The following is a 15,661-nucleotide window of genomic DNA, read 5'->3' as shown; positions in this document are numbered from 1 at the left end:
AGGCCGGGCACTTGCCCGGCCTCGCGCCGTTTCAGCTCCCGCTCCCCCTCCCCTTCCCGTACCGCCCCGGTACGCTCCCGCAATCCTCGCGGGATGCTGGCACGCCACCCGGATTGGCCCCCCGCGCCACACCCAGCCCTCCGCCACGCCGGAGGCTAGGGAAATCCACTAGTCCGTTCCAACGATTCCCCGCCGCCGCGCCATCACTACGCTGTCACCACAGGCACAGGCACAGCCAGCGCCGGCAATTCCTCTTTACAAGGAGCGAGACTTCAATGAAATCCAGCACAAGACAACTGATACGCGGTGGCCTGCTGCTCACCAGCATGGCCCTGGCGGCGGCATCGTGGGCGAAGGTCACCCCGGAGGAACTCAAGCAACTGGATGGCCCCCTCACGCCGATGGGCGCCGAGCGTGCCGCCAGCAAGGACGGCGAGGTCCCGGCATGGTCCGGCAAGTGGCTGGGCACGCCGGCCCATGTCAAATACCAGCGCGGCGAACGCTATCCGGACCCGTATGCCGATGAGAAGCCGCTGTTCGTCATCACCGCGCAGAACATGGCGCAGTATGCCGAGCGGCTCAGCGACGGGCAGAAGGCGCTGTTCAAGAAGTACCCCGACACCTTCAAGATGCCGGTCTACCCCAGCCATCGCGACTTCCGGTATGAGGACGCCGTCTACAAGGACATCCGCACCTACGCCGCCACCGTCAGCATGACGAGCGATGCCAACGGCCTGAAGGAAGCGGGACCCCAGGTTCCCTACCCGATTCCGAAAACCGCGATGGAGCTGTTGTGGAACCAGCGCTTCTCGTCGGCCATCGGCACCGAGAAGGCGCAGTTCGACCAGGCCGTGGTCTATCCGAACGGCTCGATCGCGTGGGGACGCGTCTCATACAGCATCCTGTCGCCGCGCAATAACGGCAAGTTCGACCCGCACAACGCCATCAACGAGCGCTCCTTCTTCCGCACCGCCACGGACCTGCCGTTGCGTGACCGCGGCCAGGTGATCGTTGGCTACGCGGTCTGGGACCAGGAGGGTTCTGACACCAACCGCACGTGGATCTACAACCCGGGCACGCGGCGGGTGCGCCAGGCGCCGGAATTCGGCTTTGACCAGCCCCAGGGCCCCGGCGGCTTCCGCACCGTGGACGACGACCGGCTCTTCAACGGCTCGGGCGAACGCTACAACTGGAAGATCGTCGGCAAGAAAGAGATCTTCGTCCCGTACCACAACTACAAGCTGCTGAGCACTTCCGTCAAGTACAAGGAGCTGCTCACGAATGGCCACGCTAATCCGGACGTCATGCGCTATGAACCGCATCGGGTATGGGTACTGGAAGCAACGCTCAAGTCCGGTTTCCGGCACCAGTATGCGAAGCGCGTCCTGTATCTCGACGAAGACAGCTGGCTAGCCCTGGCGGCCGACAACTACGATGGCCGCGGCCAGTTGTGGCGCACCAATCTCCAGGCCTCGGTGTACACCTATGATGCACGCCGCTACTATCCGACCACGGTGTTCTACCATGACCTGATTTCGGGTGCCTACCTGGCGGACCGCCTGACCAACGAAGGCCCGATGGCAACGCTGAACAACAGTCCGGAATTCAACGAGGCGTTCTTCTCCCCGGACGCCGCGCGTGGGTCGGGTACCTGATCCGATCGTGATATCCGGCCGGGCGCAGCCTTTGGCGCCCGGTCGCGCTCCCCTCCCCGCCCTGAACTGCCCCCAGAAGTCGGAGACGACTTTTGGGGGTTTTTACATGGCAAAGCCCAGCCGCTCCGATTGCAACCCGGGCTGCGCCGGTTGCTTCTACCTCGAAAAGGAAGCCCTGTATCCCGGCGAACGCGAACGCCGGATGCAGGACGATGTCGTGGTCGCGTAAGTCCGGAACGCCATCAAATAAAAATGGGGCATCCGCCGCGAGCCGCGGCGGATGCCCCATTGACCAGGAGATCAGAAGTTCAGCGGTCGCTGCGCGGCATCCAGGCCGCCGTCGATGAACACCACGTTGCCATGGATGTAGGCCGCCTGCGGCCCGCACAGGAAGACGATCAGCGCGGCCACCTCTTCAGGCTGGGCACGGCGGCCCAACGGCGGCAGGAAATCGCGGATGGCGTCGCCATAGCGCGGGTCCTTCAGCCCTGCCTGCAGCAGCGGCGTTTCCACCGCGCCCGGCGCGACCACGTTGAGGCGCACGCCGGCCTGGCCCCACGCGGCAGCACGTTGCCGCGCGGCCGCCGCCACCGCATGCTTGGAGCTGGCATAGGCAATATAGCCAGCCTGGTCCCGGGTGGCTTCCGCCGCCGCGGCGGCTGCCACCATCGCGCGCACGCCGGACTCGTCGCCGGCAAGGTAGGCATCACGCAGCGGGCTGCCCTCCCAGGACTGGAGCGTGGCCGAATTGGACGACACCACCACGGCGCACGGATCCGAGCCCTGGCGCAGCGCCTCGAACAGGCCATCCAGCAGCGCCACCACGCCGAAGTAGTTGACCGATGCCACCAGCGTGGCGGGTTCGACATGCGGGCCCAGGCCGGCGCAGCAGACCAGCTGATCGATGCGGCCACCCGACCGCGACAGTACGGCGTCGATGGCGGCAGCGCGGCCCTGCGGGTTGGACAGGTCGGCAAGGATGTCGGCATCGCGCAGGTCGATGCCGATGACCCGGCAGCCGTCCGCGAGCATGCGCTGGCGCACGGCCGCACCCATGCCGGACGCGGCTCCGGTAATTACTACGGTTTTCATGTGGTTGAGTTCCATGACGGTGTCGATCAGGCCTCGAACACATGCCGCAGCGCCGGCGGCTCGATGCCGCCCGGGTTCAGCTCGAACGTGCGCCGTGCCACGCTGGACGGCCGCACCTGTTCCACGTCGGTGTAGAACTGCTGGTACCAGTCACGCATCTGGTAGATGGGCCCGTCGCCTTCGCACAGCAGCGGGTTGTCGATGCGGATCTTGCTGTCCCAGATCGCCACGTCCTCGTAGAAGGCCTGTTTGGCCTGCTCCACATAGGCTTGCGCCATGGCACGGTTCTGTTCCTCGGACAGCCCCGGGATCTTCTTCACCAGCACGCCGTAGCGCAGCGCGAAGCTGTTGAGGTCGATCGGCACATGGCAGTTGAGCAGGATCGAGTGGATCTGCTGGTCGCCCATCTGTCCGCTCATCTCGGTGATGTGGTACGCGGGCCCGAAGTACGTGGACAGCGCCGTCAGCTGTGCATCGCCGGAGAGCCGAGCACTGCGTCCGATCATCAGCTGCGTGGCCTTGTGGTCTTCGAACAGGTTGGCAAAGTAGTCCACCGGCGCGCCATGGACCGTGCCGAAATGCGCCATGTCAGAGATATTGTCGACCAGCTCGCGGCAGTTGGTGCGGATCAGCATCTCGTCGATGGCCCAGTCCGACCAATCCGATGAGAAGCAGGCCTCGATGCGCGGGATCGCCACCTCGGGGGGGGCCGGGCGGCCTTCGGGATCGTGCCAGATGAAGAGCAGCCGGTTCTGCTCGCAGGTCTCCCAGGCGCCGACGCGGGCCTTGGGCGGCACGCGCTTGCAGTAAGGGATGGACTTGCAGCCGCCGTCGCCGCCCCATTGCCAGCCGTGGAACGGGCAGACCAGGTTGTCGCCCTGCACGGTGCCGGTGCTCAGGTCCGCCCCCATGTGCGGACAGTAGCCGTCGATCACGCGAATCGCGCCGGTCGAGTCGGCAAATGCCGCCAGGCGCCGGCCGAAGATATTCAGCGTGTGCGGCACGCCGTCGCGGTAGCCATCGGCCAGGCCGAGGCAATGCCAGCCGCGCGCGAAGCGGGCCTCGGGCGGGCGTGATTCGATTTTGTAGCCGGCCTTGTAGCCAGTCTGGTTGCCGTCAGCGGTCATGGCGTCTGTCTCCTTGAATTCCCGTGGGACCTTCAAGATAAGAGCGTCTGGCCGGCGGCTCATCGTCCCATCGGACTACTGCAGCGCGGCAATCCTGGTCAGAGCCGGATCATTGCCCGGGCCGTGCACGCAACTGACGCCGGCCGGATCGTAGATCCGGGCCACGCAGCCATTGCAGCTGTCACAGGCCGAATGCGCCACCGCACCGCTGCGCCAGTTGGCGACCAGCGCGGGATCGTGGATCAGCGCGCGCGCCAGCGCGACGCAGTCGAAACCCTCTTCCATCAGCTGCGCGACATTGCCGATCGACTTGACGCCGCCGATATAGGCCAGCGGCATGCGCACCGCCCGCCGCACCACGCGCGACGCTTCCAGGAAATACAGCTCGCGAAAGGCCAGCGCGCGCGGCGTACGCTTTTCCAGCATGGTGATGCCGAAGCGCGCCACCGCGGTCGGTGCGGCGGCCTTCATCTGCGCCGTGGGCATGGGGCTGCCGAACAGCGCCCACGGGCTCTCCACGTTGCGCCCGCCGCTGAGGGTCAGCAGGTCGGCGCCTTCCGCCTCCAGCAGGCGCGCAGTCACGGCGGAATCCGCAGGTTCGTTGCCGCCCGGCACGCCGTCGCTGACGCTCAGCTTGCAGCAGACCGCCAGCTCGGCGCCGACCGCGTCCTTCACCTGGCGCAGCACCGCGGCCGGAAAGCGGGTGCGGTTCTCCACGCCGCCGCCGAACGCATCGCGCCGCCGGTTGCTCAGCGGCGACAGGAACTGGTTGAGCAGGTAGCCGTGCCCCATGTGGATTTCCACCGCATCGAAGCCGGCTTCGCGCGCCAGACGCGCTGCCGCGGCGAACTGGCCGGCAACGCGTGCCATGTCCGCCTCGCGCATGGCACGCTGGAAATACACGCCATGCAGCATGCCAAAGGCATTGAGTCCGGCCGAAGCACTGCCCGGCGCGCGGCTGCCGCCGTGGCGCATGGTGGTGAACGAGCCCGCATGGGTGATCTGCAGGCAGGCCGCAGCGCCATCGCGATGCACGGCATCGGTCAGCACGCGCAGGGGCGCAACCTGCTCCGGGCGCATGCTGAGCTGGTGCGAGAAAGTCAGGCCGTCGTCGGCCACCGCCGCATACGCTACCGTGGTCATGCCCACGCCGCCCGCGGCAAGCTCGCGGTGGTGCCTGACCAGGGCCTGGGTCGGCAGGCCCTGCGGCGTCATGCCCTCGTTGGCGCCGGCCTTGATCAAGCGGTTGCGCAGCGTGAGCGGGCCGATGCGGACCGGCGTGAATGCCGCCGCCGCGGAAGCCTGGTTATCGTGCATGTTGTTTCTCCGGGACATCGGCCCTATACCACGTCGGATTTCAAGGCGTGCGCCGGCGGCACCGTCTCGCCGCGCGCGGCGCCACCGGCACCACCGGCGGCCACGCGTGCACGCTCTTCTTCCTCCACCCCCAGCCACGCAGCCAGCGCCGGCAGCAACGATACCGCACCGAACAGGTTCACCAGGAACATGAAGGCCAGCAGGATCCCCATGTCGGCCTGGAACTTGAGCGCGGCAAAGGCCCAGGTGCCCACGCCGATGCACATCGTCAGCGCCGTGAACAGCGCCGCCGAACCGCGCTGGCGCATGGCCTCGGCAAAGGCCTGCGGCAAGGCCTGTCCTTCCTCGCGGATCTGGTGCTGGATGCGCTCATACAGGTAGATGCCGTAGTCCACGCCAACGCCCACGCCCAGTGTGATGACCGGCAGCGTCGACACCTTCAGCCCGATGCCAAGCCGCGCCATCAGCGCATTGCACAGCACCGACACCAGCGTCAGCGGCACGATGATGCACAGCACCGCGCGCCACGAGCGGAACGTCAGCAGGCACAGCAGCGTGATCGCGCCGAAGATCGACAGCAGCATGGTCACTTCGGCTTCCTCCACGGCCTCATTGGTGGCCGCCATCACGCCGATATTGCCCCCGGCCAGGCGGAACGCCACCTTGGGGGTCTTGTCGGCGGCGGTGAAGCGGCGGATCTCGCGGATGATGTGGGCGATGGTGGCGCCCTCATGGTTGGCCGTGTAGATCAGCACCTGGATGGCCTGGCAGTTCGAGGTATTCATGCCGTTGTCCGGGTCGAAGGCCTTGGCGCCCTGGCTCAGGCCCTCGCTGCTGCGCGGCAGCGCCTCCCAGCGCGGGTTGCCCTCGTTGTAGGCGCCGATCACCACCTTGGCCAGCGATGACACGCTCACTACCGACTGCACGCCGGACACGCCGCGCATATGCATCTCGAAGCGTTCCACCGCACTCATCACCGGGTAGTGCAGGCAGCCGTCGTCGAAGCCGGTGGGCTCCACCACCACGGTCAGTGCATCCGAGCCGATGTTGTACTGGCTCACGATGCTGGCGCTATCGCGGTTGTAGCGCGAATCCGCGCGCAGTTCCGGTGCGCCGCTGCCGACATCGCCGATCTTCAGGCCGCGTGAATCGATGGCGCCGGCCGCCAGCAGCGCGAGCGCGGCCACGAACACCCCCAGCGCCGGTCCCGGGCGCGCCAGCGCGCCGAACTTCTGCCACAGCCCGCCGGTTCCCTGCGCGCGCCGGGCCTGCGCCGATGCCAGCGCCGACGGCTCCAGCTGCGTGTACGACAGCAGGATCGGCAGGAACACCTTGTTGGTCACGATCATCAGCAGCACACCCAGGCAGGCCGTGATGCCAAGCTCGCGCACGATGTCGATCTCAATGCGCATGATGACCATGAACCCGAGCGCGTTGGTCAGCAGCGCGACCGTGCCGGGGATGAACAGTTTGCGGAAGGCCGCGCTGGCGCTGTCCAGCGCACCATGCCCCTGCACCACTTCCTGCTTCCAGGCATTGGTCATCTGCACCGCGTGCGAGACCCCGATCGAGAAGATCAGGAACGGCACCAGGATCGACATTGGGTCGATGCCGTAGCCCAGCAGCGGCAGCAGGCCCAGCAGCCAGGCCACGGGCAGCAGCGCCACCACCAGCGACAGCAGCGTGATGCGCAGCGAGCGCGTGTACAGCCACAGCAGCAGCGCAGTCACGGCGAAGGCCAGCGCGAAGAAGCCCATCACGCCGGCGATGCCCTCTTCCACATCGCCCACCAGCTTGGCAAAGCCGACGATATTGACCTCGACGTCGGTGCCGCTGAATTCCCCGCGGATCTTCTCCAGCTGGCGTGCGACCGAACCGTAGTCGATGGTCTTGCCGGTGGCCGGATCGGTCTCACGCAGCTCCGCGCGAATCAGCGCGGACCTCAGGTCGTTGCTGACGAGGCGGCCGATCTGGCCGGAGCGCGCCACGTTGCGGCGCACCTTATCGAGCTCGGCCGGCGTGCCGGAGAAGCGCCCCGGAACCACCACGTCGCCGCGAAAGCCCGCCTCCGTCACCTCGGTGTAGCGTACATTGGGCGTGAACAGCGAGAACACGCGCGACCGGTCCACGCCGGGAATGAAGAACACGTCATCGGTGGCGCGGCGCAGCTTGTCCATGAAGGCCGCGTTATAGATGTCGCCGTCGCCCTTCCAGCGCAGGCTCAGCAGCACCGTATTGGCACCGGAGAAGGTGCTCGCGTACTTGGTAAACACCTGCATGTACCGGTGCTGCAGCGGGATCATCTTGTTGAAGCCGGGATCGAGCCGCAGCCGCGTGGCCGAGACGCCCAGCGCCACGGTCACGGCCAGGCACAGCACCAGCAGCAGGCGGCGCCGGTGCATCAGCAGGCTGGCACAGGCATCGACAAAGCGGCCCAGGCGGCCGGAGGAATGGGGGCGGGTCATGATCGTTCTCGCATTCGGTTAGCCAGGGTCAGGCAGGGTCAGCGGGGGTTGGCGGCGAGCGTGGCGCCGGCAAGGCCGCCATTGCCGCCCAGCGCCAGCGTGTCCTTGCCGGCAGGGGCCAGCGCGGCCAGGGTCTGCGGGCTGCCGGCGGGCAAGGCGGTGAACTGGCGCCCGCCGTCGGCGGACATCACCAGCGTGCCACCCTGCCCGGCCAGCACGATGCGGCCATCGGGCAGCTCGACGCCGCCGAAGAACGAGGTCTTGAGGCCAGTGTCCGCGGCCTGCCAGGTGGCGCCGAAGTCCTCGCTGCGCAAGGCGTTGCCGCGCATGCCGAAAGCCAGCCAGGCGCCGTCGCGCAGCGGCTGCACGCCGTACAGCGAACCCTCGTAGGGGGACTTCACCACCTCCCAGCGGCTGCCGCCGTCGGGCGAGCGCAGCACCAGGCCGGCTTCGCCGACCAGCATCAGGCGTCCCTGCCCATCGCCGGCAATGCCGTTGAGGTGGCGGTCTTGCATGGCCTTGTCTGCGGCCGCCTCCCAGTGCCTGCCCTGGTCGCGCGAGACCAGGAAGCGGCCAAAGCTGCCGACCGCGAACCACGGGCCGCCCGCCTGCGCCCAGGCGCCCAGCAGCGGATCGGACGAGCGCGCGTCGAAGGCCACCTGCTGCCAGTGGGCACCGCCGTCTTCGGTGCGCAGGATCCAGCCGCTGTGCCCGACCGCCATGCCGTGGCGGCTGTCGGCAAAGACCACCTGGGTCAGCGCGGCGCCTTGCGGATGATCCACGACGGCCGTGCGCCAGTTGCGGCCCTGGTCGTCGCTGAACAGGATCTGGCCGCGCTCGCCCACCGCCACCAGGCGCTCGCCGGCGCGCGCGATGCCGTTGACCTGCAGGCCGTCCGGGCGCAGCGTCGTAGCCGCGAACGGCGGCAGCGGGCGCGGCGCGAAGGCCCATACCGCGGTGGCCAGCACGGCCAGCGACATGGCGACGCCGATCAGTCGTTTCATGATGTCTCCTCCGGTTGGAGTGATGGCAGGCGGCCTCGTTGCGGGCCGGTCCCTGCAGGGGCTGCTTGTGATTACAGGATGTCGAACAGCGCGGCGGCGCCCATGCCGCCGCCGATGCACATGGTCACCACCGCCTGCTGCACGCCGCGGCGCCGGCCTTCAATCAGCGCGTGCGCGGTCATGCGCGCACCCGACATGCCGAACGGATGGCCGATCGAGATCGCGCCGCCGTTGACGTTCAGCCGCGCATCCGGGATGCCCAGCTTCTGCTGGCAGTACAGCACCTGGCAAGCAAAGGCCTCGTTCAGCTCCCACAGGCCCACATCCGCCACCGTCATGTCATGGCGCTCGAGCAACCTGGGCACGGCGAACACCGGGCCAATCCCCATCTCGTCCGGCGCGCAGCCCGCCACCGCCATGCCGCGGTAGCGTCCCAGCGGGCGCAGGCCGCGGCGGCGGGCCTCGTCGGCGCTCATCAGCAGCACCGCGGCGGCGCCGTCCGACAGTTGCGAAGCATTGCCGGCGGTGATGTGCTCGCCGGCGGCCACAGCCTGTCCGCCGCTCCAGACCGGCTTCAGCGCCTCCAGGCTGCTGGCCGTGGTATCGGGCCGGTTGCACTCGTCGTGCGCAAGCCGCACGGTCTCGTGGCCGGTCAGCGTGCCGGCCTTGTCGAACAGCGCGCGGCGCGTTTCCAGCGGCACGATCTCGTCGTCGAAGGCACCGCGCCGCTGTGCCTCGGCGGTGCGCTGCTGGCTGCGCCAGGCGTAGGCATCCTGCTCGGCGCGGCTGATGCCGTAGCGGCGTGCCACCACCTCGGCGGTCTCGATCATTGCCATATAGGCTGCCGGCTGCCGCGCCAGCACCGCTTCGGACTGGGCGCGGTAGCTGTTCTTGTGCTTGGTCTGCGTCAGCGAGATGGATTCCGCGCCGCCGGCCACGATGATGTCGGCCTCGCCGCACTGGATCGCGCGGGCGCCCGCCGCGATCGTCATCAGGCCCGAGCCGCACATGCGGTCCATGGTCATGCCGGGCACGCTGTCCGGCAGGCCGGCCGCCACCGCGCACAGGCGGCCCAGGTTGTAGCCCTGGGTGCCCTGCTGCGCGGCCGCGCCGATCAGCACATCTTCCACCTCGGACGGATCCACGCCGGCGCGCTCCACCACCGCGCGCACCACGTGGCCGCCCAGCACCGGGGCCTCGGTGTCGTTGAAGGCACCGCGGAAGGCCTTGCCGATCGGTGTGCGCGCGACGGCGACAATGACTGCTTCTTTCATTCTGGATTCCTGTTCAGAAGTAATAGCGGCTGATGGTCTCGGCCACGCAGGCCGGCTTGTCCCCGCCTTCGATTTCCACGGTCATGCGCACCACCGACTGCACGCCGCCCTGCAAGGTCTCGGCCCGCACCAGCTCGCCCACGCCGCGCACGCGCGCGCCCACGCGCACCGGCGCCGGGAAGCGCACCTTGTCGCAGCCGTAGTTGACGCCCCACTTCATGCCTTCGACCGTGACCAGTTCCGGCAGGAACTGGTTGACCAGCGCCAGCGTCAGGTAGCCGTGCGCGATGCAGGCGCCGTATGGGCCCTGCGCGGCGCGCTCAGGGTCCACGTGCAGCCACTGGTGGTCGCCGGTGGCATTGGCGAACTGGTTGACCTGTTCCTGGGTGATCTGGGTCCAGGCGCTTTCGCCGAGGCGCTGGCCGACGGCGGCGTGGATGTCTTCGGCAGAACGGAAGATTCTTGGCATGTCTGGTTCCTGCGTTGTTCCCGGTCCCAACTGTTTCCCTTCAAGCCCGCTGGCTGCTCACCGGCAGCACCTCGCCCGTCATGTACGAGGCATAGTCGCTGGCCAGGAACACCATCACATTGGCCACCTCCCACACCTCGGCCGCGCGCCCGAAGGCTTCGCGCTCGCTGAGCTGGCGCAGCAGGTCGGCCGGCGCCGACTTCTTCAGGAAGTCATGCAGCGCGATGCTGGGCGCCACCGCATTGATGCGCACGCCAAATTCGGCGGCCTCCATCGCGCTGCAGCGCGTCAGCGCCATCACCCCGGCCTTGGCCGCGGCGTAGTGCGACTGCTCCTTCTGCGCACGCCAGCCCAGCACCGAGGCGTTGTTGACGATGGCGCCGCGCCGGCGCGCCTGCATGTGCGGCAACATCGCGCGCGTCATGCGGAAGGTGCCCGTGAGGGAAATATCGATCACGCGCGACCACTCGGCATCGTCCATATCAACTAGGCGGCGCGAGCCGCCCAGGCCGGCGTTGTTGATCAGTACGTCGGTTCCGCCCAAAACTTCTTCGGCGGCGGCCACAAGTGCGCGCACCTGCGCTTCATCCGACACATCGCAAAGCTGGCCATGGATCGCCTGCAGGCCGGTTTCCGCGCGCAGGCGCCCGACCGCTTCGTCCAGCCGCTTCTGGTGAACATCGGAGATCATCAGCGCGCGGCAGCCCTCCTCCGCGCAGCGGCGCGCGGCGGCAAAGCCGATGCCGGCGCCCGCCGCCGCGGTGATGAGCACGCTCTTGCCGGCGAGCAGCTGATGGCCCGGCACATAGGCTGGGGCGCTGGGGATTTCGGTGTTCAGGGTCATGGCTGTCCTCGTGCTTCGCGCGGCATGCCGAGGCCGCGTTCGGCGATGATGTTGAGCTGGATTTCGTTGGTGCCGGCGTAGATGGTGTCGGCGCGCGAGAACAGCGCCATCTGCTGCAGCCGCGTGCGGCGCGTGTCGCCGGCGTCCAGCACATTGGCCAGCGGGCCCAGCACGTCCAGCGCCAGCTGGCCCAGGTCGCGGTGCCAGTTGGACCAGTAGTACTTGTAGATCAGCGCCTCGCGCTGCAGCGCGGTGCCACCGTCCTGGCCTGCCTGCGCCGCGCCTGCCAGCATGCGCAGCGCATTGGCGCGCATCACGCGCAGGCCGGCCCAGGCGCGCGCAATGCGCTGGCGCACCAGCGCGTCGCGGCTGCGGCCGTTGTCGCGCGCGGTCTGCGCCACCCATTCCAGTTCATGCGTGAACTGCATCTGCTGGCCCAGCGTGGAGATGCCGCGCTCGAAGCCCAGCAGCGCCATGGCGATGCGCCAGCCATCGCCGGGCGCGCCCAGCACATCGGCGGCGGCGGCACGCGCGCCGTCGAAGAACACCTCATTGAATTCGGCGCCACCGCCCATCTGGCGGATCGGCCGGATCTCGATGCCGGGCTGGTCCAGCGGCAGCATCAGGAAGATCAGGCCCTTGCTGCCGCGCGAGCCGGGCTCGCAGCGCGCCAGCACGAAGATCCAGTCCGAATCGTGCGCGAGCGAGGTCCACACCTTCTGGCCGCTCACCAGCCAGTCGCCACTGGCCGCATCGCGCTCCGCCCGCGTGCGCACATTGGCCAGGTCCGAGCCCGCCCCAGGCTCCGAATACCCCTGGCACCAGAACGCGGTGCCATTCAGGATGCCGGGCAGCAGGCGCGCCTTCTGGTCCTCGGTGCCGAAGGCGACCAGGGTCGGGCCGATCAGCCCCTCGCCGATATGGCCCATGCGCCCCGGCCCCGCCGCCCGCGCATATTCCTCATGAAAGATCACCTGCTGCATGACCGGCAGCTCGCGCCCGCCATGCGCGCGCGGCCAGCCCAGGCCGGTCCAGCCGCCTTCGGCCAGCCGGCGCTCCCATGCCTTGCGCAGTTCGGGATAGGCCTCTTCGTCGCCGGGGCCGCCGCGGTTCTTCAGGCAGGCGAACTCGCCGGCCAGGTTGGCGGCCATCCACTGCGCGACTTCGGCGCGAAATGCCGCCTCGTGATTCGCTGTCATGCTGTCCTCCAGGCGTGCGGGCCATTTGCTGCGAGATACGCCAGCGCCGCGCCGGCACCGCCCAGCCAGTGGCTGGCGGCCTGCGCGCGCTTGAAATAGAGCTGGGGGTCGTACTCCCAGGTGAAGCCGACACCGCCATGCAACTGGATGGCCTCCTGCGCGCAGAAGCGCAGGGCATCGTCGGCGGCCACGGATGCGGCGGCGATGTCGAGGCGGATGCCGGTACCATCGGCCACATCGCTCGTTTCCCACGCCTGCGCCGCGCCATACACTGCCGAGCGCGCTGCCTCGACCAGCACCATCATCTGCGCGCAGCGGTGCTTGACCGCCTGGAATGAAGCGATGGTGCGGCCGAACTGGATCCGTTCCGAGGCATAGGCCACGGTCAGGTCCAGGCATTGCTGGGCCGCGCCAAGCTGCTCCGCCGCCAGCATCAGCTTGCCGTGCCACCAGGCATGGGCCAGGCCGGAGGCCGCCGCGTCCGCGCGCGCCAGGCAAGCGCTGGCGGGCACCGGCAGCCCGTCCAGCCGCAGCGCGGCCAGCGGCCGCGTGCGGTCCAGCGTATCGAGCGGCGCCAGCATGAATCGCGCATCCTGTGCCAGTGCTGTCGGTTCCAGCAGGAACAGCGCAGGCACGCCGTCTTCGAGTCGGGCCGGCACCAGCAGCCAGTCAGCGCCGACGGCATCGGCCACCTGGGCAGCGCAGCCACGCAGCACGAAGCCATCCGTGCTTGCCTGCGCGCCAATCACGGCGCCGTCATACTGCCAGCGGCCATCGTCCGGCAGCACCGCGGCGGCACGAAGCTCGCCACAGGCCAGCCGTTCCAGCCACTGCGCGCTGCCACGCGGGCCCAGGCTGGCCTGCAGCCAGGGGGCGGCCACGCACACGGCGGACCAGAACGGCACGCAGGCCAGGCGCTGGCCCAGTTGTTCCTGCAGCAGCACCAGCCCGGGCGCGCCCAGGCCGGCGCCGCCCACGGCTTCGGGCAGTGCGATGCCGCACCAGCCGAGTTCGCCCGCGACCGCTTGCCACAGGGCCTCGTCGTGCGCCGGGCCTACCTCGGTCACGCGCCGCACCGCCTCCGAATCGCTGTGCGCGGCGAGGTAGTCGCGCGCGCTGTCGCGGACCATCTGCTGTTCGACGCTAAGGGAGAAGTCCATGGCCGTCGCGCTCAGCTGCCGTAGACCGGCTGGGGCGGCTGCGCCTGCGCCAGCAGTTCCGCCACGGCTGCGCCCAGTTCGGCCGGCTGCCAGCGCGATCCCTTGTCGGTCTTGGGTCCGCTGCGCCAGCCGTCGGCCACCGAGACCATGCCACCGGCCGCCTCGAACATGCGCCCGTTGACCTGCGCGGACGCGGCGCTGCCCAGCCACACCACCAGCGGCGCGACGTTGGCCGGGTCATAGTAGTCAAAGCCGGCGGCCGGCGCCCGCATCATGTCGGCGAACACGTCTTCGGTCATGCCGGTGCGCGCCGCCGGCGCCAGGGCATTGGCGGTGATGCCATAGCGGCCCAGCTCGGCGGCCTGCACCAGCGTGAGCGCGGCAATGCCGGCCTTGGCGGCGGCGTAGTTCGACTGTCCGACCGAACCCTGCAGGCCTGCGCCGGAGCTGGTGTTGATGATGCGCGCATCGACGGCGCGGCCGGCCTTGGCGGCATCGCGCCACCGTTTGGCGAGCAGGTTGGCCAGGCAGAAGTGGCCGCGCAGGTGCACGCGCATGACGTCGTCCCAGTCCGCTTCGGTCAGGCTGACAAACATGCGGTCGCGGCAGATGCCGGCGTTGTTGACCAGCACATGCACCTCGCCGAAGGCCTCGACCGCGGCATCGACGATGCGCTGCGCGATGGCCAGTTGCGTGATGTCGTCAGCGCTGGCCAGTGCGCTGCCGCCGGCCGCGCGGATCTCCGCGCAAACGGCCTCGGCCGCCTCGAGCCGGATGTCGTTGACGACCACATTGGCGCCCTCGGCGGCGAAGGCCAGCGCATAGGCACGGCCCAGCCCGCCGCCGGCGCCGGTGATGATGACGGTGCGTGCGTCGCAGATTCCCATGGCGGTCTCCTTACAAGCGTTCGATGATGGTGACGTTGGCCAGGCCACCGCCTTCGCACATGGTCTGCAGGCCGTAGCGCCCGCCGGTTCGTTCCAGCTCATGCAGCAGCGTGGTCATCAGGCGCGCGCCGGTGGCGCCCAGCGGGTGGCCCAGTGCGATGGCGCCGCCGTTGGGGTTGGTGCGCTCGGCCGCGTAGCCGGTCTCGGCCAGCCATGCCATCGCCACCGAGGCGAACGCTTCATTGATCTCGACCACGTCGATATCGGCCAGGCGCAGGCCGCTGCGCTCCAGTGCGCGTTTGGTCGCAGGGATAGGCGCGGTCAGCATCCACAGCGGGTCATCTCCCAGCACGCTCATATGCGCGATGCGCGCGCGCGGTTTGAGCTGGTAGCGCTTGAGCGCGTCTTCCGAGACGATCAGCAGCGCGGCGGCGGCATCGGCGGTCTGGCTGGACACGGCCGCGGTCAGCGAACTGCCGGGCATCAGCGGTTCCAGCGCAGCCATCCTGGCCAGCGTGGTATCGGGGCGCGGGGTCTCGTCATGCTTCACGCCTTCGCACGGCACGATCTCGCGCCCAAAGCGGCCGCCTTCGATGGCCGCAGCGGCGCGCCGGTGGCTTTCCAGCGCGTAGACTTCCATGGCCTCGCGCGACAACTTCCAGTGATCGGCAATGCGCTGCGCGGCATGGAATTGCGACACCGGCGCATCGCCAAAGCGTGCCTGCCAGCCCTTGCTGCCCGAGAACGGGTCGGCAAAACCCAGCGCCTGCCCCGCCAGCATGGCCGACGAGATCGGGATCTGGGTCATGGTCTGCACGCCGCCGGCAATGACCACGTCCTGCGTGCCGCTCATCACCGCCTGCGCGGCAAAGTGCACGGCCTGCTGCGAGGAGCCGCACTGCCGGTCCACGGTCACGCCCGGCACCGTCAGCGGCAGGCCGGCAGCCAGCCACGCGCTGCGGGCAATATTGCCGGCCAGCGGGCCGATGGTGTCGACGCAGCCGAACACCACGTCGTCATAGTCCTCGGCGGGAATGCCGTTGCGGCGCACCAGCTCGGCCAGCACGAAGCCGCCCAGGTCGGCGCCGTGCATGTGCGACAGTCCGCCCTTGCGGCGCCCGGTGGGCGTGCGCAGGGCATCAACGATATAGGCGTCTTTCATGGTCTT

Annotated in this window: 14 protein-coding genes; 2 read left to right on the top strand and 12 right to left on the bottom strand. The window is 68.8% G+C overall.

The features are described from left to right. Positions 1–275 precede the first annotated feature (275 nt). Both AC1Q7H_RS33720 and AC1Q7H_RS33715 read left to right on the top strand, forming a co-directional pair. On the top strand, positions 276–1,655 hold the full coding sequence (locus AC1Q7H_RS33720; protein WP_013952316.1) for a DUF1329 domain-containing protein: 1,380 nt from the start codon (positions 276–278) through the stop codon (positions 1,653–1,655). A gap of 106 nt (positions 1,656–1,761) precedes the next feature. Continuing rightward, positions 1,762–1,884, top strand: a complete 123-nt coding sequence (locus AC1Q7H_RS33715; RefSeq protein WP_013952315.1) for a hypothetical protein — start codon at positions 1,762–1,764, stop codon at positions 1,882–1,884. Positions 1,885–1,955: 71 nt separating this feature from the next. On the opposite strand, the gene AC1Q7H_RS33710 is transcribed toward AC1Q7H_RS33715, so the two are convergent. The 12 genes from AC1Q7H_RS33710 to AC1Q7H_RS33655 form a co-directional block, all read right to left on the bottom strand. Next, positions 1,956–2,747, bottom strand: a complete 792-nt coding sequence (locus tag AC1Q7H_RS33710; RefSeq protein ID WP_153953821.1) for an SDR family oxidoreductase — start codon at positions 2,745–2,747, stop codon at positions 1,956–1,958. 26 nt (positions 2,748–2,773) lie between these two features. Then, on the bottom strand, positions 2,774–3,874 hold the full coding sequence (locus tag AC1Q7H_RS33705; protein ID WP_013952313.1) for a 3-ketosteroid-9-alpha-monooxygenase, oxygenase component: 1,101 nt from the start codon (positions 3,872–3,874) through the stop codon (positions 2,774–2,776). 75 nt (positions 3,875–3,949) lie between these two features. After that, positions 3,950–5,128: an NADH:flavin oxidoreductase gene (locus AC1Q7H_RS33700; protein ID WP_371827419.1), complete on the bottom strand. Its 1,179-nt coding sequence runs from the start codon at positions 5,126–5,128 to the stop codon at positions 3,950–3,952. Between the two features lie 86 nt (positions 5,129–5,214). Beyond that, positions 5,215–7,656, bottom strand: coding sequence for an efflux RND transporter permease subunit (locus AC1Q7H_RS33695; protein WP_492382201.1), 2,442 nt, complete (start codon positions 7,654–7,656; stop codon positions 5,215–5,217). Between the two features lie 38 nt (positions 7,657–7,694). Further along, positions 7,695–8,660 carry a WD40/YVTN/BNR-like repeat-containing protein gene (locus AC1Q7H_RS33690; protein WP_013952310.1) on the bottom strand — a complete coding sequence of 322 codons (966 nt, stop codon included), beginning with the start codon at positions 8,658–8,660 and terminating at the stop codon, positions 7,695–7,697. Between the two features lie 71 nt (positions 8,661–8,731). Beyond that, positions 8,732–9,934 carry an acetyl-CoA C-acyltransferase gene (locus AC1Q7H_RS33685; RefSeq protein WP_211979698.1) on the bottom strand — a complete coding sequence of 401 codons (1,203 nt, stop codon included), beginning with the start codon at positions 9,932–9,934 and terminating at the stop codon, positions 8,732–8,734. A 13-nt stretch (positions 9,935–9,947) separates the two neighbouring features. Then, the gene (locus AC1Q7H_RS33680; protein WP_010813969.1) at positions 9,948–10,403 is read right to left on the bottom strand and encodes a MaoC family dehydratase; all 456 of its coding nucleotides are present in this window, start codon (positions 10,401–10,403) and stop codon (positions 9,948–9,950) included. Between the two features lie 40 nt (positions 10,404–10,443). Next, positions 10,444–11,247 carry an SDR family oxidoreductase gene (locus AC1Q7H_RS33675; RefSeq protein WP_013952308.1) on the bottom strand — a complete coding sequence of 268 codons (804 nt, stop codon included), beginning with the start codon at positions 11,245–11,247 and terminating at the stop codon, positions 10,444–10,446. Further along, complete coding sequence (locus tag AC1Q7H_RS33670; protein ID WP_492382200.1) at positions 11,244–12,446, bottom strand: acyl-CoA dehydrogenase family protein; 1,203 nt, start codon at positions 12,444–12,446, stop codon at positions 11,244–11,246. The genes AC1Q7H_RS33675 and AC1Q7H_RS33670 overlap by 4 nt, the downstream gene beginning before the upstream one ends. Then, the gene (locus AC1Q7H_RS33665) at positions 12,443–13,606 is read right to left on the bottom strand and encodes an acyl-CoA dehydrogenase family protein (protein ID WP_211979697.1); all 1,164 of its coding nucleotides are present in this window, start codon (positions 13,604–13,606) and stop codon (positions 12,443–12,445) included. The genes AC1Q7H_RS33670 and AC1Q7H_RS33665 overlap by 4 nt, the downstream gene beginning before the upstream one ends. A gap of 11 nt (positions 13,607–13,617) precedes the next feature. Next, positions 13,618–14,493, bottom strand: a complete 876-nt coding sequence (locus AC1Q7H_RS33660) for an SDR family oxidoreductase (RefSeq protein WP_013952305.1) — start codon at positions 14,491–14,493, stop codon at positions 13,618–13,620. A gap of 10 nt (positions 14,494–14,503) precedes the next feature. Further along, entirely contained in the window at positions 14,504–15,655 is a 1,152-nt protein-coding gene (locus tag AC1Q7H_RS33655; protein ID WP_153953828.1) for an acetyl-CoA C-acetyltransferase, read from the bottom strand. Between the last annotated feature and the right edge of the window lie 6 nt (positions 15,656–15,661).

It is taken from the genome of Cupriavidus sp. GW823-FHT06D04 (genome assembly GCF_058795055.1).
This window is presented reverse-complemented; position numbering and strand designations above follow the sequence as displayed.